The organism is Paenibacillus sp. P2(2022) (assembly GCF_029522175.1).
Classification (GTDB): Bacteria; Bacillota; Bacilli; order Paenibacillales; family Paenibacillaceae; genus Paenibacillus; species Paenibacillus polymyxa.
Genome location: NZ_JAKWFI010000002.1, coordinates 840,092 through 864,189, shown reverse-complemented (window position 1 = coordinate 864,189; position 24,098 = coordinate 840,092). Strand labels below are relative to the sequence as shown.

Below are 24,098 nucleotides of genomic sequence, written 5' to 3'. Positions count from 1 at the left end.
TTTTAGCGAAATCGTGAACATTCGATATATCCTGTAATGATAACGTTTTCTGTGGTATGATTGACGTTAGGAAAGAGAAAAAACTGTTAAAATTGTCACAGTTGATACAATGCATTATAGTTACTATTGGTATACAGAGTTACTTTTAGTATACTGTTTAAAACAACAATGAAATTGAGGGGATTCAGATGAGCGACGACAGGCAGCCTAAGCTTTTGTGCGGTAAGGTGGAACAGTCCTTTCAGATCATCAGCAAAAAATGGACCGCTCTCATCATTCATACTTTGATGGAACATCCCAAACGATTTAGTGAAATTCAAGTCTCCATACCTGATCTTAGCAAACGCATGCTCAACGAGCGCATCAAGGAACTAGAGCTTTCCGGCCTAATCCTTCGCAATGTCATCACAGAGCGGCCTGTGCGTACCGAATATTCGCTGACACGTAAGGGTAAAGAGCTAGGTGATGCATTGAATGGTGTGGAGAGCTGGGCCGAAAGATGGCTCTAACCGCTAACAGGAGATCGCCAAACACGCTCTCCTGTTATTGTGTTACTCCATGTGGATCATAATACAAGCAATAGGACGAAAATAATGGGACAACCACGCAATAGCTCATGATTTCAGTAATGAGCCAGGAAAGGATGAGACCGATGGCATTTGGCATCACCCGACAGGAACTACTGACCTGGAAAAGAGAGGTCAGCCGTGGCGAGATTGCTTTTCTAACGCATTATTGGCTGGATGACCGCTTTCCAGGCATTACAACTGTCACCAAGGTGGGCTGTTCTGACTTGAATAAGCTACGCTCATGGTGCAAGCTCAACGGATTGGACCCCCAGTATATACATCAGCGTCAGCCCTATCCTCATTTTGATCTCACCGGTAACAAACAGACGGAAATTTTACGCAAGTATGGCATGAGCGATCAACTAAGACGCTTCGAGCCTCATCTTCAACCAAGTACACGCCCATCGTTCTAGACCGCAGCTCTCAGAGTTGCGGTATTTTTGTTTTCATACCAGATAATACCTTGTGTATCCAGATCGCTGACATAGCTCCTTCTCCCATTGCAACCGTCGCTTGCTCGGCATGAGCCCCTAAGTCTCCGGCCACCCAAACATTTTCCACGTTTGTCATTTTGCTGCGGGGATGCGTCTCAATATGCTTGTTATGCAGCAGATGCACACCCAGTTGCTCCGCAAGCTCTGAATGAACATGGTTGCTTCCAAAGGCTAAGAAGCCCCGCTCTGCTCGAACCACTTGTCCATCAGCCAGCCGCACTCCTTCAAAACAGCCCGGTTGTCCCGTGATAATCTCAGAAATGGTTGCTTCCTTATATTCAATCCCTTTTTCCCGCAGCTTCACGATCAGCTCGTCCGGTACTTCTGAACGCTCATGATTGACATAGACAAGGTGATCGGTACGTGCCGACAAAATCAAGGCCATGGAAGCTCCCGCTTTGCCCGCCCCCATGACGACTGTACTGCGTTCCTGGACCTCATACCCGTCACAGTCCGGGCACACATATACACTGTTGCCCAAGCAGGCTTGTAGCCCTTCCAGCTTTGGAAAACGGTCCGTCAGCCCTGTGGCCAATAACAGCGTTTTTGATGTATAAACTGACCCTGCCTCCACTTCAATATCAAAAAGCTCATCTCTCTTGGTCGCTTTTATCGCCTTACCATCAACAAATTCAGTGCCTAGCCTCGTGGCTTCACTACGTCCAAGCCGTCGTAGCTCTTCACCAGAAATCCCATCAGGAAAGCCCAAAATATTATGATACTGATGGCACAGCGTAGATCGACCATAGCCCGAATCGATCACCAGCACCCGATGACTGCTGTATCTACCCAATTGAATGGCTGCTTGCAATCCGGCAATTCCCCCACCGACAATAATGCAATCGTAGTTCATGTCCTAATTCCTCCTTCAAATACGCGCAAATGCTAAACATCTGCCAAAAAAAGCAATCACACTTATGTAAACTTCTCATCCAATTTCAAACATAATATCACCCACTTACGGATGAATTAACCTCGTGCTCTATGTATTCCAAAGGTCACAAGTTCAAAAAATGAAATGACAAATAGCACTGCGGATTATCCGCAGCGCTATATTCAGGTCAACCCAAGATCATACTATTATGAGCATTATTTAAATGTTTTTACGCGTTCCTCAATTGGTTGGAATTCCTTATCACCTGGTTGGAATGTCGGTTTACCAAATGGCATTTCAGCAATCAGTTTCCAATGCTCAGGAATGTTCCATTCATTTTTCACTTTTTCGTCGATCAAAGGATTATAGTGCTGAAGAGATGCGCCCAATCCTTCTTGCTCCAGAGCCGTCCATACAACCAGTTGCAGCATACCGTTAGATTGATTGGCCCAGATTGGGAAATTGTCCGCATACGCTTCAAATTGTTGTTGCAGACCAGCTACCACGTTGTTGTCTTCAAAGAACAAGACCGTTCCGTAACCGCTGCGGAAACCGTTCATTTTCTCAGCAGTAGATTTGAATTGTTCTTCATTGCCTACCACTTCCCGCAAAATATCTTCTGTAATATTCCACAGTTTGTCATGATGCTCTCCGAGCAACACTACAGCGCGTGAAGTTTGGGAATTGAAAGAGGTAGGTGTGTACTTCACAGCTTCCTCTACGATCTCTTGAATCCGTTGGTCAGAAATTACTTGTTCTTTGCTAATGCCATAATAGGAGCGTCTGTCTTTCAGAGCTGTGAAGAAGTCTTTAGTCATTTTGTTACCTCCTGAGAAAAATTAATTACTTTTCGTAACTTAATATACATCGTATATATCTTAAAGTCAAGAGATTTCTTTTTAAATATTACCAGTTAGTCGAAAATTATACGCCGCCATTATATTTTTTCTCACTAGAAGAGGTGTGCTTGGTTACATCCTTGTCTCTCTCCTCTTGTCTTTCCATCTTTAAATCCTCAACGGGAATGGCATCTACCGTCTGCTCGATTTCAAAACGGTCGAACAAGCTTTCCTGATCTGTCGGATACTGCTCTGCATGATCACGATTAATCGGCTGTTCCTGATGTTTAGATTCCGTTGTCTCTTTCCCCGTCTGGCTTTTTTGCTCATTCTCACCGTGTAGCTTATCTTCAAATGGGTTCATCTTTCTTCCCTCCCTATCGGATTGGTATCCACAGTATACTTTTACCTTTCAGGTTGGGGATTAAACGCAAAAAAGAGAAAATCTCCGAAAGATTTTCTCTACTCATGCTCTTATAGATCGTTGACTGGGTTATTCCGAGCTGGATTTACGTGTACACTCATGAAAAAGATGAGGTTCCAGCTTCTCTCCCGCTACGAGCTTCTGCACCAGCTCTGTACCTGAGGCGGGGGTCATTTGACCATACCAGTCCCCTTGCGGATATACGATCACAACCGCAGCATCATGACAGCGCCCATTACAACGAGTTCTGGTCGTATGAATATAGGCTTCTGCATGTTGTTTACGAATTTCATCCCGAATTGCTTGTGTAACTTCTTCGCCTTCATGTCGCATACATGTGCCTCCATTGCAGATCAACACATGATGCTTCATCGGTTCTAAATCAAAAATAGCCATAGCTTCCCCTTTAATCAACAGTTGTTGGTTTTATATCAATGTTTATCTGGATAAAGAACAAGCTGTGCTTCTAACTGCCCGTCTTCAATCGTCAGCACAATAAATGAATATTCGTCTTCACCGCGCTTGTCCGTCGGAGACCCCGGATTAAGGACAAGCAGATCATCTATCTTTTTGACCACAGGAATATGCGAATGTCCATAAATCAGGCAATCCAATGTTTCTCCCTTAAATGTATTCAGTGCGATATTCTCTGTCGAGCCGCGCCAGCCGTGACCATGAACCATGCCGATCCGCTTGCCTTGGACTTCAACGATTCGTTGATAGCCTAGACGCTCCACGATGTCGGTTCCATCATTGTTTCCGGCAATGCCCTTCACAGGGGCAAATTCAGCTAGACGTTCATATACGAACCAATCCGTCCAGTCTCCGGCATGGAGAATGAGGTCACTGCCTTTTAACTCCTGCACAAGCCGACTAGGCAGTGTTTTGCTTCTGTGTGGCATATGAGTGTCTGAAAGTACGATGATTTTCATATCAATTTCTCCTTACCGGCGTCTTTACACGGATGAACTTTGTTGCCCAACCCGCTGTTGGAGCGCCTGCTCCAGATCTCGCAACGTAACGGTCTCGAAAAACGCCTGGATTTTCTGCTCTGCCACGGTGTATAAACCATCCAACAAAGCGTCTATGTTCCTGCCAACCTCGCAATTGTGATTGCTGTCAGTATGAATGGCAAACAACGGACCTTCATCCTTGGTCGCTTCATAGATCATTTTCAGATTAATGTTTGAACTCGACATGCTTAGACGAAAGCCGCGCGCTCCTGGTGACGAATCCACCAGACCCGCTTGCTTAAGTCGGCTCATAATTCTTCTTACAACTACCGGGTTGGTATTGATGCTGGAAGCAATAAGTGACGAAGTCATTCGCTCGGGTGCCCCTTCGGCAAGAAGAAGCAGACAATGGATACTAACGGAAAAATGGGTACTCATGTTAACCACCTTTATATGTGTGCCTCATTAAATGTTTGGTAAAATGCATGTTTCCATCATACCACAATAGAGGCAACGACACAGTGCTAACTATTCCTTACTCCGGAAAATAGTCATTTTCAGGGCGTACTCTCACTTTTAATTGGCGCACACTATATTCCAACTGCTTAATGATATCCTCCAGTTGACGTCGGTCAAGTGCATTAAAGTCGGTGGCAGGCTTGGGTGCACTTTTCAAATCACGTATGGTTGCCTGCTGCTCCTGCCACTTGTCCATCAGGTCGGCTATATTCGCATAAAAGCGTTCATAATCCTTGATTACTTCATCCAGAAAGGCATCCACCTCATCCGGATCATAGCCGCGCATTTTATTTTTGAACTGTTTCTCATGAATGGAGAGCGCGTCCAGCTGAATGCCCAGTTGTTTAAACAACTGCTTTTGCTTATCCAGACGACGCTTCATATGTTCATCCATCGGTTTTCCCTCCTTAACACACTATTCTTTTTATATCACATTCTAGGCTGGGAATAAAAGTCTCTGCTGATTGCTAGGGTCTATGAACGGGTATAAAAGAGCATACACGCCACTCATACAGACCATGAAGGGGAGAGATGATCATGAACCATTTGAACGATTCGCAGCTTGCAGAGCTGAAACATATGTTATTGGAGCAGAAAAAGGATTTAGAAAAACATTTTAAACAAAATGGTCAGGAAAATACGAAATTGGGAGAAACACTGACAGATTCCACAGGGGAACTCTCATCCTATGATAACCACCCTGCTGATATAGGGACGGAAACCTTTGAACGATCCCGTGACCTGGCGATTAACGAGTCGCTGGAAAACGAACTGGAGCAGGTTAATGCAGCCCTGCAACGGATGGAAGATGGGACGTATGGAAGATGTGTGGAGAGCGGCGAAGAAATTCCTTTTGAACGGTTACAAGCCATTCCATATACAGCCTATACCGTCGAGCACACGCCAACACGGGAATTATCGAATGACCGTCCAATCGAGGAACAGGTTATGACTCCGCCGCCCAAAGGTGCAGGTGAGGTTCGCCAACGGAATGCAGGACGATTTGACGATGCGGGCGCATGGGACGCAGTAGAAAAATACGGCACATCGAATTCGCCTGCGACAGCCGCCAAGCGTGATGTCACAGATTATGATGAAAATATGTAATGCTCGAATGTGCAAAGACTCATTAAAAATACCTATGTATTGGTTCATCTAAAAAAGCAGCTTGTCCTTGGGACAGGCTGCCTTTTTATGCCTTCTGGGAATACGGTAATCCTGCTTATCCAATCTCTATCCGTTTACGACTGCGAGCTGATTCAATACAGGCGTCGATCACTTTCATATTACTAACCGCATCTTCTGGCTCATATGGCAAAGGAATACCGTCAAGCACGGCTTTGGCAAAAGCATCAGCTTGCAGTTCAAAAGAATTAAAACCCTTTAGACGTTCCTCACGCGTAACCGAACCAACGTGAACGAAAATTTGCGGTACGACAGACGTTCTTTCCCAACCGAACATTTTGGGCATCGCAATCGTACCCTTGCTGCCGAGAATTTCCATGTTGGAACGGTTGGCTGCCCACATGCCACAATCGAAAGTAAGGTTGACTCCACCCGGAAATTCCAGCAGACCGGAGGCCATCATATCAACGTTGTCATGCTCCGGGGAAAATAAAGCATGTACCGTCACTGCCTCCGGCTCCCGATCCAAATACATACGAGCGGCTGATATCGGATATACGCCCACATCATACAACGAGCCACCGCCCATGCTTTTATTAAAGCGCACATTATCTGCCTGATCGGTATTGTTAAATGTAAACGTGCAATGAATGCCGCGAATGTCACCAATTTCTCCACTATTGATGATTTCCTTAATTCTTCGATGTTTGGGATGATAGCGATACATAAAAGCTTCTGCAAAAGTCACTCCTGCACGGCGACATGCTTCAATCATACGGCTTGTCCCGGCCGAGCTAAGAGAAGATGGTTTTTCACACAAAACATGCTTGCCGGCCTCCGCTGCTTTTATGGTCCATTCTTCATGCAGATGGTTCGGCAACGGTATATACACTGCTCCGATTTCGGGATCGGCCAACAGCTCGTCATAGCTTCCATAACTTCTCGGAATATCGAACTCCCGGGCGGCCTCAGTGGCTTTATCCGCATTACGACTAGCAATTCCAAGTACTTCTCCGCGTTCGGATTGCTGAATCGCCGGAATTACAGCGATTTTGGCGATCTCCGCCGTGCCTAAAATTCCCCATTTCAGCTTTCTACCCATCATTCTCATCCTTTCGTCGTCAGGAATAGTTGTCTTGTTCCGCTTTATGCAGCATACCTAAGCAACGGTCCAGGTCGGCTTTGACCTGCTTTTTGTACAGCCGAGCTTTCTCCTCTCCATCGTCTGTGAAATGATAGAGCACAATCTCCTGGAAATCTACACGCGGGTCTGTTCCTTTTAATCGTTTGGTACGGTAAAAAACGCCTTCCTGAACCAGTTCATGCAGTGCCCGGTAGACCTCGCTTTGAGGCGGAACATATCCGAAACCACTAAACTCATCTTTCATCGATTCGAGCATCTGATATCCATATCCGCGATGCCTCTCTACCATTGTGATCAGATAAATTTTGATAAAAGCCCGCTGGGATATCATAAACGCCATTTCACAACCTCCTCTACACCTTATTCAAGTCTCTTATCTTCCATTATAAACCACTCTGCGTCCATAGACTATTTCCTTTCATAAATATGAGAGCTTACGAGAATTCTCCCTCCCTTGTGACCGGTGTTAAGATGACGAGAGCTATGGAATGAAGCATTCTAGGGTAGTGTGCGTAGCGCTGAGGGGTGATTTTATGATTTTCTATTGTGAATTTTTCATGTATTGTAATAGCATAATAACATTTAAAAAAGTATCCCTCGGCCTTCTTCTGAGGGCTTCGGGATACTTTTTGTGAAATAATGTAACTTGATCGCTGAATCAAGCTTGCTTTTGTATGGCTGGCGGACTTCCTGCCGGACGAGGACGAATCCGAAGACCCACAATCCATTTACCCAAAGGCAAATGTGCCAGCACCCATGTTCCAGCAATGGAAAAGATCATACAAAGAACAAATGAAGCCAATGTACGAAGAACGTGACTCCAATCGGCAAACAACGCACTATCAAAATAGTAGGTTGCGCGCAACATAAAGGCATGCATCAGATACGCTCCATAGGACAATGTTCCGATGGCCGTTAGCACCCTCGCCGCACGTCCTCCCTTGTGAGCAATCCACGTTGCTATCCGATAAGCTACAAAAATAGACGTGATGCAATATACAGCCATGACCGGACGTAGCAGAGACAAGTAATTAAAGGAAAGAACCGTACCTTGCGGCGTCTGGAACTGACCAATCATCTCATACAGCAAGTACCCTGTAATCACGATAAACAACGGCCAGTATACCAACTGTGCCTTGATGACCCAAGCATTCCAACGCTTGATGTTCATTCCGGCTGCCGCTCCTAATATAAAATAAAAGAAAAAATAGATCACATTCCGGTCAGCATATATGGTAAACCAAGAAGAAATGACGGGAAGCTGGAGCTGATCCATCACTTGATATACGGGTCCAACCGCGAACATAAGCAAAATATAGAGTACGCCGAATCCAGCCAATGCGGTGGGTCGCCATGTTGAAGGCAGTAGCGCAGACAAACGACGTACAGCATAACGAAACACGGGAAATAGCACATAACATTGAATAATCATAACGATATACCACAGATGATAGCTGCTTTTCCCGTTCAACAGCTTCTGGACAAAATCTAACGGGTGAATTAACTCTCCACCTTGCGCAAGCTGATTCCCCAACTCGTATAAAAGAGACCATATAATATAAGGAACAATGATGTCCATGAATCGTTTACGTAAAAACGTTCCATACTTTAAGGCTCCATCATAATTGTAAAATAGCACCATTCCAGTAATAAACACAAACACAGGCACTGCAAATTTGGCACACAGTAGTAATAGTGTCATCACAACTCCGTCCTGGATGCGCGCCCCCTGCGCAACCGCATAGTGTGCGACGGAATGCTGAAGAACAACGGCTGCAAAAGCCAGTCCTCTCAGCAAAGCAACTTCGGAAATTCTCTCTTTTTGACTCATGTCACTCTCCTGTTGCATCTAGCAATTTATAATCCAGGATTTTTGTAAAATCCCCAAATCTATTATAACGACAATTCTATAAAAATATATAGGAGGATAAACGTGCCAATGCAAGCCAAGCATCATCTGACTTAAGTGGTTTCAATAAGTAGTTAACACATAAAAGCAGCAGTCTTCCCTCTCGGGGAGACTGCTGCTGTAGAAATACTCTGTATACAAAGGAGATAGAAAAGCCTGTTAAATCACGTCCTCAAGTAGCCGTTCGGTGTTTACAGGTTCCTTCTAGTATCTGTGTACGCACCTGTCCGCGAATCCGCCACCGTATCATCATATGTTCTGTAACGATCCGCATTCAGAGAACGATTGGTGCGGAAAATATCATAAACATCCCTGTGATGATCAGCGGAATCCACCAGCACTAAAATCTTGCCCTGATCGACGTATGTCTCGTATTGACGGGCATCATCTTCTGGAATGCCTAGTCCGACCAGCCCACCGACCAAGCCACCTGCTCCCGCTCCGACAGCTGCCCCGGTAAGGGTAGCCGCAATAGGTCCAGCTGCAAGAATAGGTCCGATACCTGGAATCGCCAAGGCACCAATGCCTGCCAGCAATCCAGCGACACCGCCTACAACACCACCAGTAGCCGCTCCTGTAGCCACACCCTCCGGTGCTTTGGTGCCTGTCTCTTCACTAATCGTCCTTAAGTCGTCACGGTCACGTGTGATCACAGAAATTTCACTGCTTGGGATGCCTTTGCTCTGCAATTGTCCAATTGCACGAGATGCTTCCTGCTCGGTATCAAAAACACCAACAATTTTCTTTTCATTATAATCGTTTAAGTTATTAGCCATGATAGTTACCTCCCAATATGTTGTTGTTGAGTGGTTCGTTTTTTTATTACCCCACTATCCTGACGTTTAAACGATTTTACAAAATTCGCGGTGATGTCTATTCCAGGTTCGATTGCCGATTATCGCTTGGGCTTTGCTCTATTAGTCGCCACAGCTTCTAGTGGATCATCTGGCCAATAATGCTTGGGGTATCTTCCTTTTAGGTCCTTTTTGACTTCAAAATATGCCTCGCTCCAGAAGCTGGACAGGTCGGATGTCACTTGCACAGGTCGCTGGGCTGGTGACAGGAGGTGCAGCACAATCGGAACTCGTCCGCGTCCAATACGGGGCGTATCCTTCATGCCGAACAGTTCTTGTAGTCTCACGGCCAGTGAAGGTGCCTCAGGTTGCGAATAATCGACAGGAATACGAGAACCACTGGCTACACGTATATGCGTCGGTGCTTCCTGTTCGAGCTGCTGTCGCTGTTCCCAATTCAATCTGCCAAGCAGCAATTCACTACCGTCCAGTCGTTGCAGATCAGCTAAATTTTTGGCACCAACTGCAAATGGCAGCAGCCACGATTCCAGTGAATCCAGCAGCGCGGATTCCGAGCTGTCAGGCCAATCCTCGGGCGCAGAGAAGTGCATAAAAATCAGACGCGCCTGCAACTGAAGGGTTTGCCGATTCCAGGACAGCAGTTTGAGACCACGTTCCCGGACACCCTGCATTAAGGCAGCAGCGATTTCCTCTGCCGGAGGTCGCTCATAGGACGCTTCCTTTAGGATAAGCGAGCCCAGCCGAAGTACCTTGCGAGCTCTCACGGCTGAAGCGGAGCTATCCCAGTATACGTTGGCTTCTTCCAGCAGCAAATCGCTGCAATGCTGGATCAGCTCTTGCAGTTCAATCGGTGCCGCCAACTGAATGGCACCATCTGCTCCCTCGTCGTCCACTTCGGCGGCGACGAGATAGGGTGAACGCGACATCCACTCCACTTGTCGGAGTCGCGCCCCCCGGCCGCCGCTAAGCAAAAAGCGGCCATCCCCTCGGACCTGCGCGATCCGATCCGGATACGCAAAGGCCAGCAGTAGCCCGCAGGCCGCGGAGCCGTCAGGCTCGTCCTGCAATGCGGCTGTGGTCGGCAGCGTGGCTAGCAGCTGCCGACTCTCCTGCACGATACGACGAATCACCGTATCGTCTGCCGCTCCCAGCAGGCTGTGCGTGCTGCGGGCGTGAGCCGCCTCGCGCAAGGCATCCAGCCGCGGGCGCAAATCCGTTCCGCCATGAGCACGGAACGGGTCCCGCTCTTGCAGCAGCACCGCCAGACGGCTGGCGGTTGGGGCCAGGCCGAGAGCTGCTGCGCGCAGCAGCATGTGTCCTAAGCGCGGGTGCGTACCCAAGGCGGATACCTCGCGCCCATGCGCGGTGATGCCGCCTGCTGTGCCATCGGCTGCGACTTCCAGGCAGCCAAGCTGACGCAGTAGACCTGTTGCCTGGAGGTACGCCGCCTCAGGTGGAGCATCCAGCCAGGCCAGCTCGGCAGGCTCGCGCACGCCCCAGGCCGCCAGCTCCAGCGCGAGCGGGGCCAGATCCGCCGCCGCGATTTCCGGGCGGCTGGCATCAGGGAGCGCGGCATGCTCCTGCGCACTCCATAGCCGATAGCATACGCCCGGCTGGAGACGACCCGCCCGCCCGCGCCGCTGGTCGGCAGAGGCCTTGGACACCTTAACGGTGGTCAAACGGCTCATGCCGGTTCGCGCGGAAAACACTGATTCGCGTGACAGTCCGCTATCGATCACCACCGTAATCCCGGCGATGGTCAAGCTGGACTCGGCAATCGAGGTGGCTAATACCACTTTACGGCTGCCCGGAGCCGACGGGCGTATTGCCTCATCTTGCTGCTCCAGCTTCATGCTGCCGTACAGCGGAATGATTTTGACGTAGTCTGGTAAATTTCTGGACATCAGTTCTCGTTCTGTTCTATGAATTTCTCTAGCCCCTGGTAAAAACACCAGTAAATCGCCTTCATGGACATAAAGCGCCTTTTCTACCGTCTCAGCCGTAAAAGACTCTAATGAGGTTGACGAAGGCTTGGACATATGCAAGGTTTCTACCGGAAATACGGTGCCTGGGCACTCCAGTAAGGGTGCATCCCCTAGCAGTCTACATACAGGCTCTGCCTCTAGGGTGGCAGACATGATTAATATTTTCAAATCCGGTCGCAGCAGCGCCTGGCTTTGCAGGGCAAGTGCCAAGCCCAAGTCTGCATGCAAGCTGCGTTCGTGAAACTCATCAAAAATAATCAGCCCGACTCCCTCCAAAGCCTGATCAAGTTGCAACATCCGGGTCAGTACGCCCTCCGTAACCACTTCAATCCGCGTGCTTGGTCCTACCTTTGTATCCATACGAACCCGGTAACCTACGGTCTTCCCAGTTGACTCGCCTAGCGCCCTTGCCATTTGCGCTGCTGCCGCACGTGCTGCCAAGCGTCGCGGCTCCAGCATAATTATCTTTTGCTCCGCCAGCCACGGCTCATGCAGCAGTTCTAATGGTGTTACTGTTGTTTTCCCCGCTCCCGGCTGTGCAATCAGGACCGCCGCTGAATGGGATAGCAAGGCATGCTTAAGCTCGGGGATGACTTGCGTAATAGGCAATTGTTTATCTGTCAATGAAATCTCTCCAATGATACGCTTGAGGCGTAGAATCTAAGTTTTGAATTCTTTTTCTATTGTGAATTTTTCACTACCTGTAATTATTGAAAAGCGAATAAAAAATGTTAAACTGGTCCACAGCAAAGGGATTTCATCTCATCTGTCGTGCATGATTCTTCTAAATCTATTATACAGATATTTAAATTTGCCGTCTGGTCCTCGCAGGTATGCACACTTTCCCGTGCCAGTTCCTATACTTGTCGGGATGCACTCGCGGCAAGATCGTTTTATAATATGGTTGATATGGATTGCTAAAGGACGGATTGTAGAAACACGGAATACAGAATCGAGGTAACTTCGTATGGAATTACAAACCCAACCCATTAGAGGACGATTCGCCCCAACACCATCGGGAAGGATACACTTAGGAAACGCTCGCACCGCCTTATTATCCTGGCTGCATGTTCGTTCCCTAGGCGGAACCTATATTTTGCGCATGGAAGATATTGATATGACACGAGCTTGCAGCGCATTGGCGCAAGGAATTATGGAGGATTTGCGCTGGATCGGGCTGGATTGGGACGAAGGACCCGACATTGGCGGTCCCTATGGTCCTTACACTCAGAGCCAGCGACTGGAACGCTTCCAATCTGCATTGGAGAAACTCCAGGGGCAAGATTTACTGTATCCTTGTTTTTGCAGTCGGGCAGACATTATGGCTGCCGCCCATGCTCCGCACGGACTGTCGGGTGAAGGACCTGCATATTCAGGGACATGTCGTAACCTTAGCTCTTCAGAAGCTCTAGCTAAAGCACAGCATAAACTCCCTTCACTTCGTTTTAAAGTACCGCAGCATTCAGATGATATTATTTCTTTTCATGATCAGGTAGCTGGTCATGTATCCTTCCGTGCGTCGGAGGGGGGCGATTTTATCATCAAACGGGCGGATGGCATGTTTTCATATCAACTTGCCGTCGTCGTCGATGATGCGAATATGCATATGACCGATGTGCTGCGCGGATATGATCTTCTCGATTCGACTCCCCGTCAGCTATTGTTATACCAAGCACTGGGCTTAGTGCCGCCACGTTTCGCACACGTCCCCCTTGTCCTGGGTCCGGATGGACGTAGACTGGCCAAACGACATGGTGGCGTAGCACTCCGAGCCATGCGTCGGCAAGGAATTACACCGGAAGCCGTCATTGGCTGGCTCGCCTATTTTTCCGGGCTGTTGGATTCTCCTGAGCCTGTGAAGGCTATGGATTTAATCGATGGCTTTCATTTGGACAAGCTGCCTCGGGAGCCAGTCATCCTGACCAAGCAATGCCTCACGAAATTATCTGCACTGCAACGGTAATGAGATAAAACACGGAAAGAAAGTGTATGGGCAAGGGCATTCCGCCCTTTGCTCCTCTCGCTGTTATTCCTCCAGTCGCTGACGCACAGCAGACTCATATTCATAAAATACAGACGACATATTCAGCCCTCTTTCCTCCAGCAGCATACGAAGACGAAGTGATTTCTCAGTCAGCCTGCGACTGATCCGCTGTTGCTCTCCTGCCTCATGGCAAGCGTGAAGCAAATCACGTAACTGGACACATTCCTTTTGCAGCTGTAGCTCTTCCGGTAAAATACCTGCATTTTTCAACAGCTTGTACGACATCCGCAGCTCTTCTGGAACATGTGACAAATCCTCAATCACCAGTGGCTTGCCCTCTCCCGGCAAATGATCAAACTCACCTTTGGCCATCGCCTCGGCAATCTTCTGCTCTGCCATTCTAGAGAACATTCTCATCACTCCTTGTAATAAGCGTCCTATGTACAATCTATATTAAATAAACCGGGAGTCCTTTGCCACTGTTGCTTACATATAATGAGGTTGTCCTGTATTCCTGTAGGAGAAAACCGATTATTCTTCGATCCCAAGCACATATATGAGACATGACATGTTGGACGAGCGACATCCTAAAATGATTGGATTGATCCAAGTAAAGTATCCATAGTGTTGACAATGACTGAATTCATTTCTCTATGTGCATTCTCACCAGTAAAAGATATAGAAATTCCATTCAGAAACTCTATTCGATCTTTTAGTAACATGAAAAATCCCCTGATGTGGATGCAATCAAGGGATACATGGGTTTATTTCTCTCGCTTTGATAATACAAAGTTGATTATTAATCCAATCACAATTCCTGTGAAAATTGCAAAGAAGCCCATAGCGCTCATCTTATATCCCAAAGCGTAAAATAATCCTATAACTATTGCGTAGCTCAGCAAAATCGATGCATAACGCTTTAGAAACTTACTCATGAAACTTCTCATAAGCAACTCCTATCTTAAGTTATACTTCAACCATAGCAATGTTAGTTAATTATTGCACAAAAGTAAGGGGGAATTTGTTGAATAAGGAATCCGTTAAAAAGGAATTTGTACTATTTACTGCTGGGCGGGTCACAATACGAGACTTCTTTTTTCATGTCATCCATGCACGTACACGAAGTGAGGGGTATCACTAACATTCCCGACCAAACCCACTCTAAGACGATAAGAAATGAAGATTAGAACCATACAAGAACATACTCAGTTTTTTACATATGCAACGCCGATTGTTGCATGACCAATATTTTTAGGTAGAAACAGTACTTCAATTGCTGGGAATATCATCAATAGACCAAGAAACACAAAACCTAGTTCATATGCGATAGTAATTGGGAAGAAGATTTGTAATAAACCCACAACAACTGTCATAAGTGATATTCCCATCCCTTGAGCTAATGTTGAAACGACAGCATTCAAAGTATTGGCACTATTTCGATCTTTAGTGTCTACTTCAGAAAAACTCAGTCCACTGTAAGCAGTTAAGGCTAGTGATCGTCCTACACCTGAGACTAATGCAAGAAACATGATCATGATAGGAAAAGTATTAATTTGAATGAAAGCTAAAGCAATTGATGTAATAAATATCATCACAAATGATGACAATAATGCTCCACGATAGCCTAATTTACGAATAATTGCATTGGTAAAAGGTTTGATTCCAATATTTCCAATAAAAATAAATAACACATAACTACCTGCTTTTACTGCTGACCAGTGAAAGACCGTTTGTAAAAAAATTGTGAGGATATATGGCAATGCCCCAACACATAGCCACAAAACAGAACCACTTGTCTGGCAGATTCTAAAAGAAGTTATTTTTAATGCATCAAGTGAAAATAGTGGATTGTCTACTTTTTTCAAGTGCTTGAATACTATAAATCCTAGTATCACGCCTAAGATAATTAATCCTATTGCACTAAGCCAATAATTTTTTCCGTGAGTGGCTAGCTCTGCTCCAACTAGAATTATACTGGATGAAAAGGTAATTTCTAAAAATCCCAAAAGATCAAAAGTTGTTGTTTTATTTATCTTATCAGCATCGATTAATTTTATACCGATTAATACGATAATTAAACCTATTGGCACATTGATCAGAAAAATCCACTGCCAGCTCCAGTAAGTAACAATAAATCCGCCAATCAATGGTGCTATTGCGGGTGCTACAAGAGCAGGCCAAATGAGATAACTAAACATTTTCAATAGCTGTGAGGGCGGTGTCTTTTCTAATACAATCAGTCTTGCTGTAGGTGTCAATAAAGCACCAGAAATTCCTTGTATAATTCTCATTATTAAAAGGAAAGTGAAGCTTGGTGCTACTGCACTACCTAATGAGCTAAGGGTAAAAATAATAACAGCAATAATCCAAATCTTCTTTTTCCCGAATCGATTAGCCATCCATCCACTCAAAGGGATAAAAACGGCAACTGTAATCAAATACACACTGATGAGTAAAGCAATTGTTGCCGAACCTGTATGAAAATATTGAGCCATTTTAGGTAGTGCGGTAGTTACAATTGTTCCATCTAAAATCTCCATAAAGAGACTCGCAGCCATTAACAAGGCTATTTTTATTTCTTTTGTCATTCTGTTTACCACCCTCCTTTCTTTAATTCGTGTTTAAATTTCTCAATCCATTCAATTGCCACATTTGCTTGCTGTAGTCGTAACTCAAACCTCTTACTTGCATACCAGTGATCTTTTGAATCTTCCTCAGCTAATTCTTGTAGTGCGTCTTGCGTATCTTCTACGATATCTTTTTGTTCCTGATAGAATTGATCTAATAGTTGTATTTGTTCATCTAGAGCAAGATGCTGCATCACATCAAGCTTTATTAAATAGATATCAGCATTGTGAGCCCCACTTGGAACAGGCATTTTCATTAGTTCAAAAAAACGTTCCTTTCCTTTATCTGTAATAGTAGCAACCTTTTTATTTTTTCCGTCTGATTCTACATTAGTTATTTGTACAAAACCTTTGTTCTCTAATTTTTCAAGTAGGGGATAAATCACGCCATAGCTAATTTTTCTATGACGTCCTAAAGTGGCTTGTAATGCATTACGTAAACTATAACCACTTTGAGGTTCTTCCATTAATTCACCTAAAATAAAAAATTCGTTCATCATTTTAATCCCCCAATATATCTTTTAGATACATCAATTATATATCTTTTAGATATATAATGCGAATTATTTGTATAACAAATTTAAAAGCTATGTTGCAAAGCATCCTACCGACCGCGAATGGTAGCGATATGATGACTCCAATCCCACGCGTATAGAGTGCGACAACAAAAATGCAGGAATTAATACCCTAATGGTATCAATTCCTGCATTTTCGAAAAACACGATGCTTAAAAAGCTTGAATCCACTATTGACTTCTAACGATAAAAGTGAATATGAATTTATTTCTACAAATTCCGAGGTGCGAAGGATCTGTTTTTTATGTGAGCTTCACATTCGCACCGTAACCAATATAGTACACTTAAGATACCACAAAACATTTCTCTGTCCCAGAGAATACTCCATTTTCTAAAACAATAACGACTCTGCCCCATCAATCACAATTTGTGCGCCAGTGATGTGACGCGAATGATCAGAGGCCAAGAATGTTACCAAATCAGCAACCTGTTCGGGCTGTCCCGGTCCATCTGCTAACGGCTGATCTCCCTCGGGAAATTGCACAGGGATGGTAATCTGCTTCAACCCTTCCGATTTCTCCGTGGTTTCATCAATATTTGTCGAAATGGCCCCTGGATAAATGACATTGACACGAATACGGAACTTGGCCAGCTCTAGGGCTGCCATTTTTGCAAAACCGGTTTGACCTGCCTTCGATGTGCTATAGGCTGACATCCCAAAACTGGTAAAGCGCTGATTTCCATTAATCGAGCTGGTAATGATAATGCTGCCGCCACCGTTCTTTTTCAAATGTGGTATTGTATACTTCACCGTCAGGAAGGTGCCATCCAGATTCGTTGACAAGGTTTGCCGCCAATCCTCAATACTCAGCTCCTCGATTGGTCCGACGACCCCGTTAATCCCCGCATTGGCAAAGATGATATGCAGCCCGCCAAACAATTCAACCGCTTCAAGCACTGCTTTTTCCACACGCACCGGATCGGCAATGTCCACGTCAAAAGCCCGGGCTGACCCTTCACGTATGGCATTAATTTCTCTTTCCGTCTCCAAAATGCGATCATTACTTACGTCAAAAAGAGCGACATTTGCCCCTTCTCTAGCCATTTGAATAGCCGTTGCCTTGCCAATGCCAGAACCAGCCCCCGTAATTAGAGCAGTTTTGCCTTCAAAGCGCGCGCCTCCTGCATATGTATAGCTCATACGTATCGCTCCCTTTCAATAATCTGTATAATCACAAGATTACCCAAAAGGGTATACTTTATAATCACCATTTTTGCGCATTTTTTGCTGTTCCTTTGCGATATTCAGGAAAAGATTGAATATTTCGTGCATTAGTGCATCTTTTCTTCTTCTCTCTCGTTACATTCCGTAAATATCTTACCTATTCGCAGTTTTCTATGTATCTATCAAAAAAGGACGTTCTACAACCATCGATATGGATGCATACGTCCTTTGGCTTATTCATTTACCACTGTAGCTCAATAAATGCCGCATCATCATCAAGTCCCCCGGTATGAGACGCATCAAGTAATACCTGTATCTGCTCATCAGGGACAGGCTCGCGAATAGGATCTAAATCGGACAAACCGTCCGTGTATACCTGTAATCTCATTGGCATATCTGCGGGTATGCTTCTTTCGTACCAATGCGGCTTCCCTCCAATCGGTCCACGGCTTGTAGACCAGCGTTCCGCAGTAGAGAAGGTATGATTAAATAGTTCGCTGATTTCTTCCGTACCGTTCCACAATCGCAAACGTGAATCCCCTTGCCAGGCAAGTCGGAGACGACCACGGGTACCTCGTTTCGGCAGTTCGATTTTACCGCAAATATACATGGACTGGCTTCCCTGTCGACGTTTATCTTCCAATACTGAACGCATTAAGCCTGATTCGTGATCCAGAGGCTGCCGATCCAGTTCCTCAGTAGCTGCACCTGCCAGACGCTCAAGATACTCCCTTAATTGATTAGCAGACAGATCCTGTCTCTGTTCCATCCAATCCAGTAAAGAAGAACCCAGATAGCGAGCTGCAAAATCTCCTCGGTAACTGAGCCCGACACCATCACACAAGACAAAACAACAGACAGATTTATGAATACGTACTGCGGCAAAATCCTGTCCGCTTTCTCCCATACTGGCAGATTCAGCAGACCTTCCATAGCCATAACGACACATAAAACGACTGTGATGAGATGATAAAGGCTGATCGCCTGTCTGAGAGCTTATGTAAGCAAATTGCTGAGTCAGCCTTGCATTCAATCCCTTTTTTTTGCTCGTGGGGAGCAGGGACAGCAGTGGATTCATGCTTTTACCTCCTTACCGTACAGGCGTTGCAGCTGACATTTGAAAACCAATGGACACCAGTTCCGCACAGGTTCCAGGCAGCATCATTATGGCTCCTTCACCTAACTGATAATCTGCCTCAAACAGCATTTCCCGATAGCTTTCAGGAAGTACAGAAGACATATTACGTAATTTCACAGCATGCTCATCCTGCAACGGCGTATTATGCGTCAGACCTTTCCAGCGACGGGGGTCCTGAATAGGCGTTTCCAGCAACCTGTCGGATAAAAATATATTTTCCACCAGCACATTGCCATCTGGTACACTCATATTCATAATGCGCTTCGCAATCGGTTCCGGATCATCGCCTGTGGAAACACCATCTGTCATATGGCAGACCAAAGGTGCAGGACAATCCTGCATCCCTGGTAATTCCGCCTGCAAAATACGTTCAGCTTGCAAGAAGGCCTTTGCTGAATCTGAGAATCGTTTGGGTGTCAAATCAGGCAACGATCCAATAGCCGCGATTTCATCAATTCCCTTGACACCATTCAGCAGGTCATATACGTCGTCACTATAAGCCAAAATTGCAATCCGATAGCGCGCAGTCAACCGATTTCCCTTGGTCGATCGGAAAACCATCTGTCGGATCGCCAGCGATATAGCTTCATATACAACGTCAATACGTCGCCGCCCTTCCATCAGCATGTTCATCGACGCGCTGATGTCAATTAGGTAAATGATCAGGGCGGGAGTACGTTGTGAAGCCTGTATTGTATAATTCATGGTTTGTACATGCTCCCCTCAGTTACCTTCGATCTGTATCTGTTTCCTAATCTATCATTCCGCCATTATATAAACATATGAAACATCAAATTTTAGGCAGTCTAAAATTCGTATCTCCTAAAAAGTTATAAATAGAGGAAGCCCGATAGCCCACTTCACCTACTGAACGATAATAAGAAGGATTGCTATCATATAATGCTCTAAAACGTTTGGCAAAGCTCTTGGCCTTCGCGGTGCTTCCACCTTCCTGAGAAGCATACGCCTTGTTATAGAGGGAAATAAGCTGGAGAACATTCTCCTTGTTACGTGCCTGTACAGCATCTTTTCGCTTTTGTTCCGCCTCAGCTGCTGCTTTACGAGCTGCTTCTTCCTTGGCGGCACGAGCTTCCTGCTCCTTTTTCAAGGCCAGGTATTTTTCATACTTTTCCTGTTGATCATATGCTTTTTGCTTCGCCAACTTGGCAGCAGCCTGCTTGTTTTGTTCCTTTTGGGCGAGATAAGCTTCATATTTAACCTGTTGAGCGATCAGGGCTTGTTGTTTCTTCTGCTCTTCCTGTTGCTTTTGAGCAGCAAGAGCCTGTTGTTTAGCCTGCTGTTCAGCTTCCTGACGTTGTTTCTCCGTTAGCGATTTTTGAGCGGCCTCCTGCTCAGCTACCAACTTTTCCTCGGCTGCTTTTGCAGCCTTCACTGCTTCTTCTTGCTTTGCAGCCTCGATTTGTCGCTGATTAGACTGATCCGCAAGAATACTCACAGTTGGAATTCCAGCTGCCAACAGAACGACTGCGGCCGATGCTGTCACGATAAACATTTTGGAGCGATACCAGGCTTTCGATTTCTCAGGTTGCTCTGGCATCTTGGGGTTCAGCTGCTCCTCCAGTCCTGTGATCGCAGCCGACACTTCTACATGCAGAGGACTGCCATCTTCTACAAAGTGATACAACGAACGATATACTTCCAGCGCTGCAGCAGGTTTGTTCTGCTGCTCCAGTTCACGTGCCTGTCGAAACAGCTTGTCCGTTACTCCACGCTCTCCCTGCTCTAGGGCAGCCTGATTTAACATTTCAGCCTGTTCAGCTTTGAGCGGGGCAGGTGTTGCCAACGAGGATACCGCTTCACTGGAAGCGCCGCTCACAGCAGCCACACCGACTGTATCTGTCGCAGCTGGCTCCGTTTCTGTATCCTCCACTAGAATTTCCTGCTCAGTAACCGCATTAAGTACAACCAGCCATTCGCCAAAGGTAGGACAACTGCTTAGATCCTGACTATCCCAAGCACGGCTGAATAGCTCTACCACCTTGCTACCCCAGCGGGCTTCAAGCGATTTCCGTAAAATAAAATAACGTTCGCAAGGCGTCTGCATTTCATGCTGATCAAAATAACTTTCGCCCCACGCTTTATCGACCACCACACGGTCAGACCAGCCTAGCATTTCTCCAATAATGATAGCTCCTGCAAAACGGTCTGCATACGCGCTCCATAACCCGCTGTGAACGGTACGATGTGCAGCATACCCTGGCGATCCTGCCAATAGTGCATCTGGACGATCCATTTTGGTACTATACATTTGCTCCACGTCTACCAATTCCACAGCTGACGTGCCTTCAGGCAGTTCCACTTCAGAAAAAAACGGAAGCATAACATTGGGCGCCGATAAATCACAGTGAGCCAATCCTTTTTGCTCCATCGCTGAACCGATCCCTGCCAGTGCTCTGGCTAAAGCCAGACTATCGGAAGCCTCAAGCTGACGCTGATCTGTGAGACAATCGAACCATGTCATACCATGAACCCATGGCATCAGCACCGCATACAGCAAATCAGGCTGCTCAGCGATCAGACTTCCGTTTCTTTCTGGAGTGAGCACATCACGCTTGCATACCTGCAAACCGGGAATATCCCCGTATGTTTCCATATGCTCAGATTGATAAACCATAGCCGGGATGCGGAACTTCGGAAAAAACACTTTAAGGGCTTTCGCCTCATGCGGTGCTCCGTTTTTGGCAATCAGCTGGTATACAATTCCCTGCCTCCCTGCTTGTGCATAGGCTAAACCGGGTGCAGCGGGATGTCGTCCAACCACATAAGCTGTGCCGTTTATGATCAATTCGTCTCCCGGATTCGGTTGAAAAGACATGAAACATCCCTCTCCTTATATCATTCAGTATGCTAGTTTTCCTCACCTTATTATATACGTCTATGGATGGCAAGAAAACCGGGTATCCGAAGATCGCCCGGTTTTTCCTATACAATCTGTGCCAAACCGTGAGGAATAGGTTCACATATTGCTTCATTATAGAGTGATATATGATAAGTTAATGCCGATCAGGCACGACAACTTATTTCGCTTGGTCAACCGTACGGAATTTGTTAGCGATAGCTGTCAATTCTTGGCTAATGCTATTCAAAGTCGTTACGAAAGCTTGCATTTGTTTGCTTGCTTCTTGGAACTCTTGGAAAAAGCGTTGTTTAGTCATACCTTCCCATTGACCTTCCATACCGGAGATGGACTGAGTCAAACTGGAAACGATCTGCTGGCTTTGCTCACCACTTTGTTTAAATTGGTTAGCTACCTGATCAACCTGTTCTGGGGTAATTAAAATGCGTCCTGCCATTTTTTGCGTCCTCCTTGATGATAAAAAATGTTTTTGTTTAGCTGGTTCAAATTGTACTATGGCTATTTAATCCCCTACAAAAGGCAAAGGACCTAATTGCAATAATCCCACTTTTTAACTATAAAACAGCATCTAACAGTACAATCTTAATAAAACAACCACCTAATAAGTCCCATATTAGTCCCATAAAACCGGGAATGGTATAACAAATTCATATGGATTACAGGCCGATCCAAATATCCCGGAACGATCCGAACTAAGCGACAGGCTGATCTCTTGCTATAGACGGATCAGTAAAATACCAATCCTGCGGACTGCTAGAAGACGCCTGCTTCAGAATATCCTGATGCAAGGTGCCCACATCCGAAGGCTGTACACCTGCAATAGCATGTACGACAGACTGCGGGTTTGAAATTAGACTGCTTCCTTCCGAAGCTTGCCCAGGCAGAATAGACGGTGATTGTTGATTCGACCAATCGAGCATCGTGACGGGTCGTCCCAATGGTTGGCTGGCAAATGGCAGAATCGTTTGATAGTTGTGGTCAACAGACTGAAACTGCTCTGCCTTTCGGTTCAGTTGTGTACCTGATGTATGGAGATAAGCATGAATCTGTTCTGACATTCGTTTGGCTTGCATCCACTGATTCAAGATCGCCTCACGTGCAGATACATCCCAATCCAGCGATTGTAACGCCTGCTCCAAACCTGCTGTTAACTGTTGAATTTGCTCCGCCGCATGCTGTAGCTGCCCGCTAAGCCCCCGAAGCACATCCGGTTCAACTCGAATGCGCATATCCATCACCCTTCTTCTGTCACTTCTTCAGTCACTGCCGACTGTTTCAACCAATTCAATAATAAGTCCACAAACTGATCTCTCGAAGCCATAGCTGCAATTAACCAGTCTCCGTTACCCGCAGAGCTCATCCGAAATATCCAGTTCATTGCAGGACAAAGGACAAAAGCTGCCCGTTGTGACTCCCACTCTCTGCCGTTCCAGACCAGCAATTGCAATTCTCCCTCGGCTACACGGGAACTCAAAGACTGAGCCAGTCTCATTGCTCCCTCTTCATCTCCGCTAGCCTCAGTTAGCTTACTGCTGATTTGAGACAAACTTTCTCCTGCAGATTGCTCGTAAATTTTATTAAAGGCCTGCTTGGAAAACATAAGCGCGGGAGATTCAGGTACAAGCCGATCAACCCAGCCCATTTTATCAATCAATGTTTCGCAAGCCTTTTCCACATTACCCAGATCGTACAGACGATATTCATCGGGTTCGTCAACTGATTTCACAAGCTCCACCACACGCTCATTCGTGCAATGAAGATAGCCTTCAAACTGCTTACCTCCCCTTACATAGCGTATACGGCAAGCCCTGTTGGATAATCCCGCGATAGCAACTCTTGAAAAAACGGTAGGAGGCATAGCCAGCTCTTTACCCTTATCGGCCTGCTTCAGATAACCTTTTTCCAGAAGAGCAGCTTTGACCTGCTCCCACTCTTCCGCCAACTCCTCTGCTAGATAGCCCTTAAACGGATCTTCCACCCCAAGCAGTCTGTCAGAACCCAATACGCCTGCCAGAAAAAACAGTTCCTTTGCCTTGAGGGTTATTAACTTCTGCTTGGAAGCTTGAAACGTTAACATTATG

Annotated in this window: 26 protein-coding genes; 4 read left to right on the top strand and 22 right to left on the bottom strand. The window is 46.0% G+C overall.

The window, feature by feature from the left end:
* Positions 1-188 precede the first annotated feature (188 nt).
* Together MMB75_RS11345 and MMB75_RS11340 are read left to right on the top strand one after the other, a co-directional pair.
* The gene (locus MMB75_RS11345; protein ID WP_014599691.1) at positions 189-509 is read left to right on the top strand and encodes a winged helix-turn-helix transcriptional regulator; all 321 of its coding nucleotides are present in this window, start codon (positions 189-191) and stop codon (positions 507-509) included.
* A 143-nt stretch (positions 510-652) separates the two neighbouring features.
* Positions 653-982: a hypothetical protein gene (locus MMB75_RS11340; protein WP_025364695.1), complete on the top strand. Its 330-nt coding sequence runs from the start codon at positions 653-655 to the stop codon at positions 980-982.
* Between the two features lie 10 nt (positions 983-992).
* Here the strand turns inward: MMB75_RS11340 and MMB75_RS11335 are convergent, their stop codons facing one another.
* The 7 genes from MMB75_RS11335 to MMB75_RS11305 form a co-directional block, all read right to left on the bottom strand.
* Positions 993-1,916, bottom strand: coding sequence for an NAD(P)/FAD-dependent oxidoreductase (locus MMB75_RS11335; RefSeq protein WP_025364694.1), 924 nt, complete (start codon positions 1,914-1,916; stop codon positions 993-995).
* A 236-nt stretch (positions 1,917-2,152) separates the two neighbouring features.
* The gene (locus MMB75_RS11330) at positions 2,153-2,755 is read right to left on the bottom strand and encodes a nitroreductase family protein (RefSeq protein WP_016821049.1); all 603 of its coding nucleotides are present in this window, start codon (positions 2,753-2,755) and stop codon (positions 2,153-2,155) included.
* Between the two features lie 106 nt (positions 2,756-2,861).
* Positions 2,862-3,140 carry a hypothetical protein gene (locus MMB75_RS11325; protein ID WP_025364693.1) on the bottom strand — a complete coding sequence of 93 codons (279 nt, stop codon included), beginning with the start codon at positions 3,138-3,140 and terminating at the stop codon, positions 2,862-2,864.
* Between the two features lie 129 nt (positions 3,141-3,269).
* Positions 3,270-3,596, bottom strand: a complete 327-nt coding sequence (locus tag MMB75_RS11320; RefSeq protein WP_017428329.1) for a (2Fe-2S) ferredoxin domain-containing protein — start codon at positions 3,594-3,596, stop codon at positions 3,270-3,272.
* 35 nt (positions 3,597-3,631) lie between these two features.
* Complete coding sequence (locus MMB75_RS11315) at positions 3,632-4,132, bottom strand: metallophosphoesterase family protein (RefSeq protein ID WP_025364692.1); 501 nt, start codon at positions 4,130-4,132, stop codon at positions 3,632-3,634.
* Between the two features lie 24 nt (positions 4,133-4,156).
* Positions 4,157-4,591, bottom strand: a complete 435-nt coding sequence (locus MMB75_RS11310) for an Rrf2 family transcriptional regulator (RefSeq protein WP_013310015.1) — start codon at positions 4,589-4,591, stop codon at positions 4,157-4,159.
* Between the two features lie 97 nt (positions 4,592-4,688).
* Positions 4,689-5,066, bottom strand: coding sequence for a DivIVA domain-containing protein (locus tag MMB75_RS11305; protein WP_016821045.1), 378 nt, complete (start codon positions 5,064-5,066; stop codon positions 4,689-4,691).
* A 143-nt stretch (positions 5,067-5,209) separates the two neighbouring features.
* Between MMB75_RS11305 and MMB75_RS11300 the strand changes: the two genes are divergently transcribed.
* Positions 5,210-5,779, top strand: coding sequence for a TraR/DksA C4-type zinc finger protein (locus tag MMB75_RS11300; protein ID WP_025364691.1), 570 nt, complete (start codon positions 5,210-5,212; stop codon positions 5,777-5,779).
* 115 nt (positions 5,780-5,894) lie between these two features.
* On the opposite strand, the gene MMB75_RS11295 is transcribed toward MMB75_RS11300, so the two are convergent.
* From MMB75_RS11295 to hrpB, 5 genes are all read right to left on the bottom strand, one after another.
* Positions 5,895-6,899, bottom strand: a complete 1,005-nt coding sequence (locus tag MMB75_RS11295; RefSeq protein WP_017428326.1) for a Gfo/Idh/MocA family protein — start codon at positions 6,897-6,899, stop codon at positions 5,895-5,897.
* A 19-nt stretch (positions 6,900-6,918) separates the two neighbouring features.
* The gene (locus MMB75_RS11290) at positions 6,919-7,281 is read right to left on the bottom strand and encodes a replication termination protein (RefSeq protein ID WP_013310011.1); all 363 of its coding nucleotides are present in this window, start codon (positions 7,279-7,281) and stop codon (positions 6,919-6,921) included.
* A 318-nt stretch (positions 7,282-7,599) separates the two neighbouring features.
* Complete coding sequence (locus tag MMB75_RS11285) at positions 7,600-8,772, bottom strand: acyltransferase (RefSeq protein ID WP_025364690.1); 1,173 nt, start codon at positions 8,770-8,772, stop codon at positions 7,600-7,602.
* 269 nt (positions 8,773-9,041) lie between these two features.
* A complete protein-coding gene (locus MMB75_RS11280; protein WP_017428324.1) occupies positions 9,042-9,626 on the bottom strand; it encodes a general stress protein in 585 nt (194 codons plus the stop codon).
* 119 nt (positions 9,627-9,745) lie between these two features.
* Complete coding sequence (gene hrpB / locus MMB75_RS11275; protein ID WP_045243834.1) at positions 9,746-12,274, bottom strand: ATP-dependent helicase HrpB; 2,529 nt, start codon at positions 12,272-12,274, stop codon at positions 9,746-9,748.
* Between the two features lie 343 nt (positions 12,275-12,617).
* Between hrpB and gluQRS the strand changes: the two genes are divergently transcribed.
* The gene (gene gluQRS, locus MMB75_RS11270; RefSeq protein ID WP_080942654.1) at positions 12,618-13,613 is read left to right on the top strand and encodes a tRNA glutamyl-Q(34) synthetase GluQRS; all 996 of its coding nucleotides are present in this window, start codon (positions 12,618-12,620) and stop codon (positions 13,611-13,613) included.
* Positions 13,614-13,676: 63 nt separating this feature from the next.
* Here gluQRS and MMB75_RS11265 read toward each other — a convergent pair whose 3' ends face one another.
* The 10 genes from MMB75_RS11265 to MMB75_RS11220 all read right to left on the bottom strand — a co-directional run bounded on the left by MMB75_RS11265 (position 13,677) and on the right by MMB75_RS11220 (position 24,094).
* Complete coding sequence (locus MMB75_RS11265; RefSeq protein WP_025364688.1) at positions 13,677-14,051, bottom strand: DnaJ family domain-containing protein; 375 nt, start codon at positions 14,049-14,051, stop codon at positions 13,677-13,679.
* 788 nt (positions 14,052-14,839) lie between these two features.
* Entirely contained in the window at positions 14,840-16,222 is a 1,383-nt protein-coding gene (locus MMB75_RS11260) for an MFS transporter (RefSeq protein WP_045243836.1), read from the bottom strand.
* A gap of 5 nt (positions 16,223-16,227) precedes the next feature.
* Positions 16,228-16,761, bottom strand: coding sequence for a PadR family transcriptional regulator (locus tag MMB75_RS11255; RefSeq protein ID WP_045243837.1), 534 nt, complete (start codon positions 16,759-16,761; stop codon positions 16,228-16,230).
* Positions 16,762-17,167: 406 nt separating this feature from the next.
* Positions 17,168-17,977: an SDR family oxidoreductase gene (locus MMB75_RS11250; protein WP_017427968.1), complete on the bottom strand. Its 810-nt coding sequence runs from the start codon at positions 17,975-17,977 to the stop codon at positions 17,168-17,170.
* A 265-nt stretch (positions 17,978-18,242) separates the two neighbouring features.
* Entirely contained in the window at positions 18,243-19,079 is an 837-nt protein-coding gene (locus MMB75_RS11245) for a hypothetical protein (RefSeq protein ID WP_025364682.1), read from the bottom strand.
* A gap of 12 nt (positions 19,080-19,091) precedes the next feature.
* Positions 19,092-19,844 carry a vWA domain-containing protein gene (locus MMB75_RS11240; RefSeq protein ID WP_013370788.1) on the bottom strand — a complete coding sequence of 251 codons (753 nt, stop codon included), beginning with the start codon at positions 19,842-19,844 and terminating at the stop codon, positions 19,092-19,094.
* 85 nt (positions 19,845-19,929) lie between these two features.
* A complete protein-coding gene (locus MMB75_RS11235; RefSeq protein ID WP_025364681.1) occupies positions 19,930-21,975 on the bottom strand; it encodes a serine/threonine-protein kinase in 2,046 nt (681 codons plus the stop codon).
* Between the two features lie 202 nt (positions 21,976-22,177).
* Complete coding sequence (locus MMB75_RS11230; protein WP_007430133.1) at positions 22,178-22,453, bottom strand: WXG100 family type VII secretion target; 276 nt, start codon at positions 22,451-22,453, stop codon at positions 22,178-22,180.
* 256 nt (positions 22,454-22,709) lie between these two features.
* The gene (locus MMB75_RS11225) at positions 22,710-23,246 is read right to left on the bottom strand and encodes a WXG100 family type VII secretion target (RefSeq protein WP_013370786.1); all 537 of its coding nucleotides are present in this window, start codon (positions 23,244-23,246) and stop codon (positions 22,710-22,712) included.
* A 5-nt stretch (positions 23,247-23,251) separates the two neighbouring features.
* Positions 23,252-24,094, bottom strand: coding sequence for a hypothetical protein (locus MMB75_RS11220; protein ID WP_016821030.1), 843 nt, complete (start codon positions 24,092-24,094; stop codon positions 23,252-23,254).
* Positions 24,095-24,098 lie beyond the last annotated feature (4 nt).

What these genes read in the sequence shown, in the direction of transcription:
- MMB75_RS11345 (WP_014599691.1), top strand. Translation starts at nt 189, where the DNA reads ATGAGCGACGACAGGCAGCCTAAGCTTTTGTGCGGTAAGGTGGAACAG.
- MMB75_RS11340 (WP_025364695.1), top strand. Translation starts at nt 653, where the DNA reads ATGGCATTTGGCATCACCCGACAGGAACTACTGACCTGGAAAAGAGAG.
- MMB75_RS11335 (WP_025364694.1), bottom strand. Translation starts at nt 1,916, where the DNA reads ATGAACTACGATTGCATTATTGTCGGTGGGGGAATTGCCGGATTGCAA.
- MMB75_RS11330 (WP_016821049.1), bottom strand. Translation starts at nt 2,755, where the DNA reads ATGACTAAAGACTTCTTCACAGCTCTGAAAGACAGACGCTCCTATTAT.
- MMB75_RS11325 (WP_025364693.1), bottom strand. Translation starts at nt 3,140, where the DNA reads ATGAACCCATTTGAAGATAAGCTACACGGTGAGAATGAGCAAAAAAGC.
- MMB75_RS11320 (WP_017428329.1), bottom strand. Translation starts at nt 3,596, where the DNA reads ATGGCTATTTTTGATTTAGAACCGATGAAGCATCATGTGTTGATCTGC.
- MMB75_RS11315 (WP_025364692.1), bottom strand. Translation starts at nt 4,132, where the DNA reads ATGAAAATCATCGTACTTTCAGACACTCATATGCCACACAGAAGCAAA.
- MMB75_RS11310 (WP_013310015.1), bottom strand. Translation starts at nt 4,591, where the DNA reads ATGAGTACCCATTTTTCCGTTAGTATCCATTGTCTGCTTCTTCTTGCC.
- MMB75_RS11305 (WP_016821045.1), bottom strand. Translation starts at nt 5,066, where the DNA reads ATGGATGAACATATGAAGCGTCGTCTGGATAAGCAAAAGCAGTTGTTT.
- MMB75_RS11300 (WP_025364691.1), top strand. Translation starts at nt 5,210, where the DNA reads ATGAACCATTTGAACGATTCGCAGCTTGCAGAGCTGAAACATATGTTA.
- MMB75_RS11295 (WP_017428326.1), bottom strand. Translation starts at nt 6,899, where the DNA reads ATGGGTAGAAAGCTGAAATGGGGAATTTTAGGCACGGCGGAGATCGCC.
- MMB75_RS11290 (WP_013310011.1), bottom strand. Translation starts at nt 7,281, where the DNA reads ATGGCGTTTATGATATCCCAGCGGGCTTTTATCAAAATTTATCTGATC.
- MMB75_RS11285 (WP_025364690.1), bottom strand. Translation starts at nt 8,772, where the DNA reads ATGAGTCAAAAAGAGAGAATTTCCGAAGTTGCTTTGCTGAGAGGACTG.
- MMB75_RS11280 (WP_017428324.1), bottom strand. Translation starts at nt 9,626, where the DNA reads ATGGCTAATAACTTAAACGATTATAATGAAAAGAAAATTGTTGGTGTT.
- gluQRS (WP_080942654.1), top strand. Translation starts at nt 12,618, where the DNA reads ATGGAATTACAAACCCAACCCATTAGAGGACGATTCGCCCCAACACCA.
- MMB75_RS11265 (WP_025364688.1), bottom strand. Translation starts at nt 14,051, where the DNA reads ATGAGAATGTTCTCTAGAATGGCAGAGCAGAAGATTGCCGAGGCGATG.
- MMB75_RS11260 (WP_045243836.1), bottom strand. Translation starts at nt 16,222, where the DNA reads ATGACAAAAGAAATAAAAATAGCCTTGTTAATGGCTGCGAGTCTCTTT.
- MMB75_RS11255 (WP_045243837.1), bottom strand. Translation starts at nt 16,761, where the DNA reads ATGATGAACGAATTTTTTATTTTAGGTGAATTAATGGAAGAACCTCAA.
- MMB75_RS11250 (WP_017427968.1), bottom strand. Translation starts at nt 17,977, where the DNA reads ATGAGCTATACATATGCAGGAGGCGCGCGCTTTGAAGGCAAAACTGCT.
- MMB75_RS11245 (WP_025364682.1), bottom strand. Translation starts at nt 19,079, where the DNA reads ATGAATCCACTGCTGTCCCTGCTCCCCACGAGCAAAAAAAAGGGATTG.
- MMB75_RS11240 (WP_013370788.1), bottom strand. Translation starts at nt 19,844, where the DNA reads ATGAATTATACAATACAGGCTTCACAACGTACTCCCGCCCTGATCATT.
- MMB75_RS11235 (WP_025364681.1), bottom strand. Translation starts at nt 21,975, where the DNA reads ATGTCTTTTCAACCGAATCCGGGAGACGAATTGATCATAAACGGCACA.
- MMB75_RS11230 (WP_007430133.1), bottom strand. Translation starts at nt 22,453, where the DNA reads ATGGCAGGACGCATTTTAATTACCCCAGAACAGGTTGATCAGGTAGCT.
- MMB75_RS11225 (WP_013370786.1), bottom strand. Translation starts at nt 23,246, where the DNA reads ATGCGCATTCGAGTTGAACCGGATGTGCTTCGGGGGCTTAGCGGGCAG.
- MMB75_RS11220 (WP_016821030.1), bottom strand. Translation starts at nt 24,094, where the DNA reads ATGTTAACGTTTCAAGCTTCCAAGCAGAAGTTAATAACCCTCAAGGCA.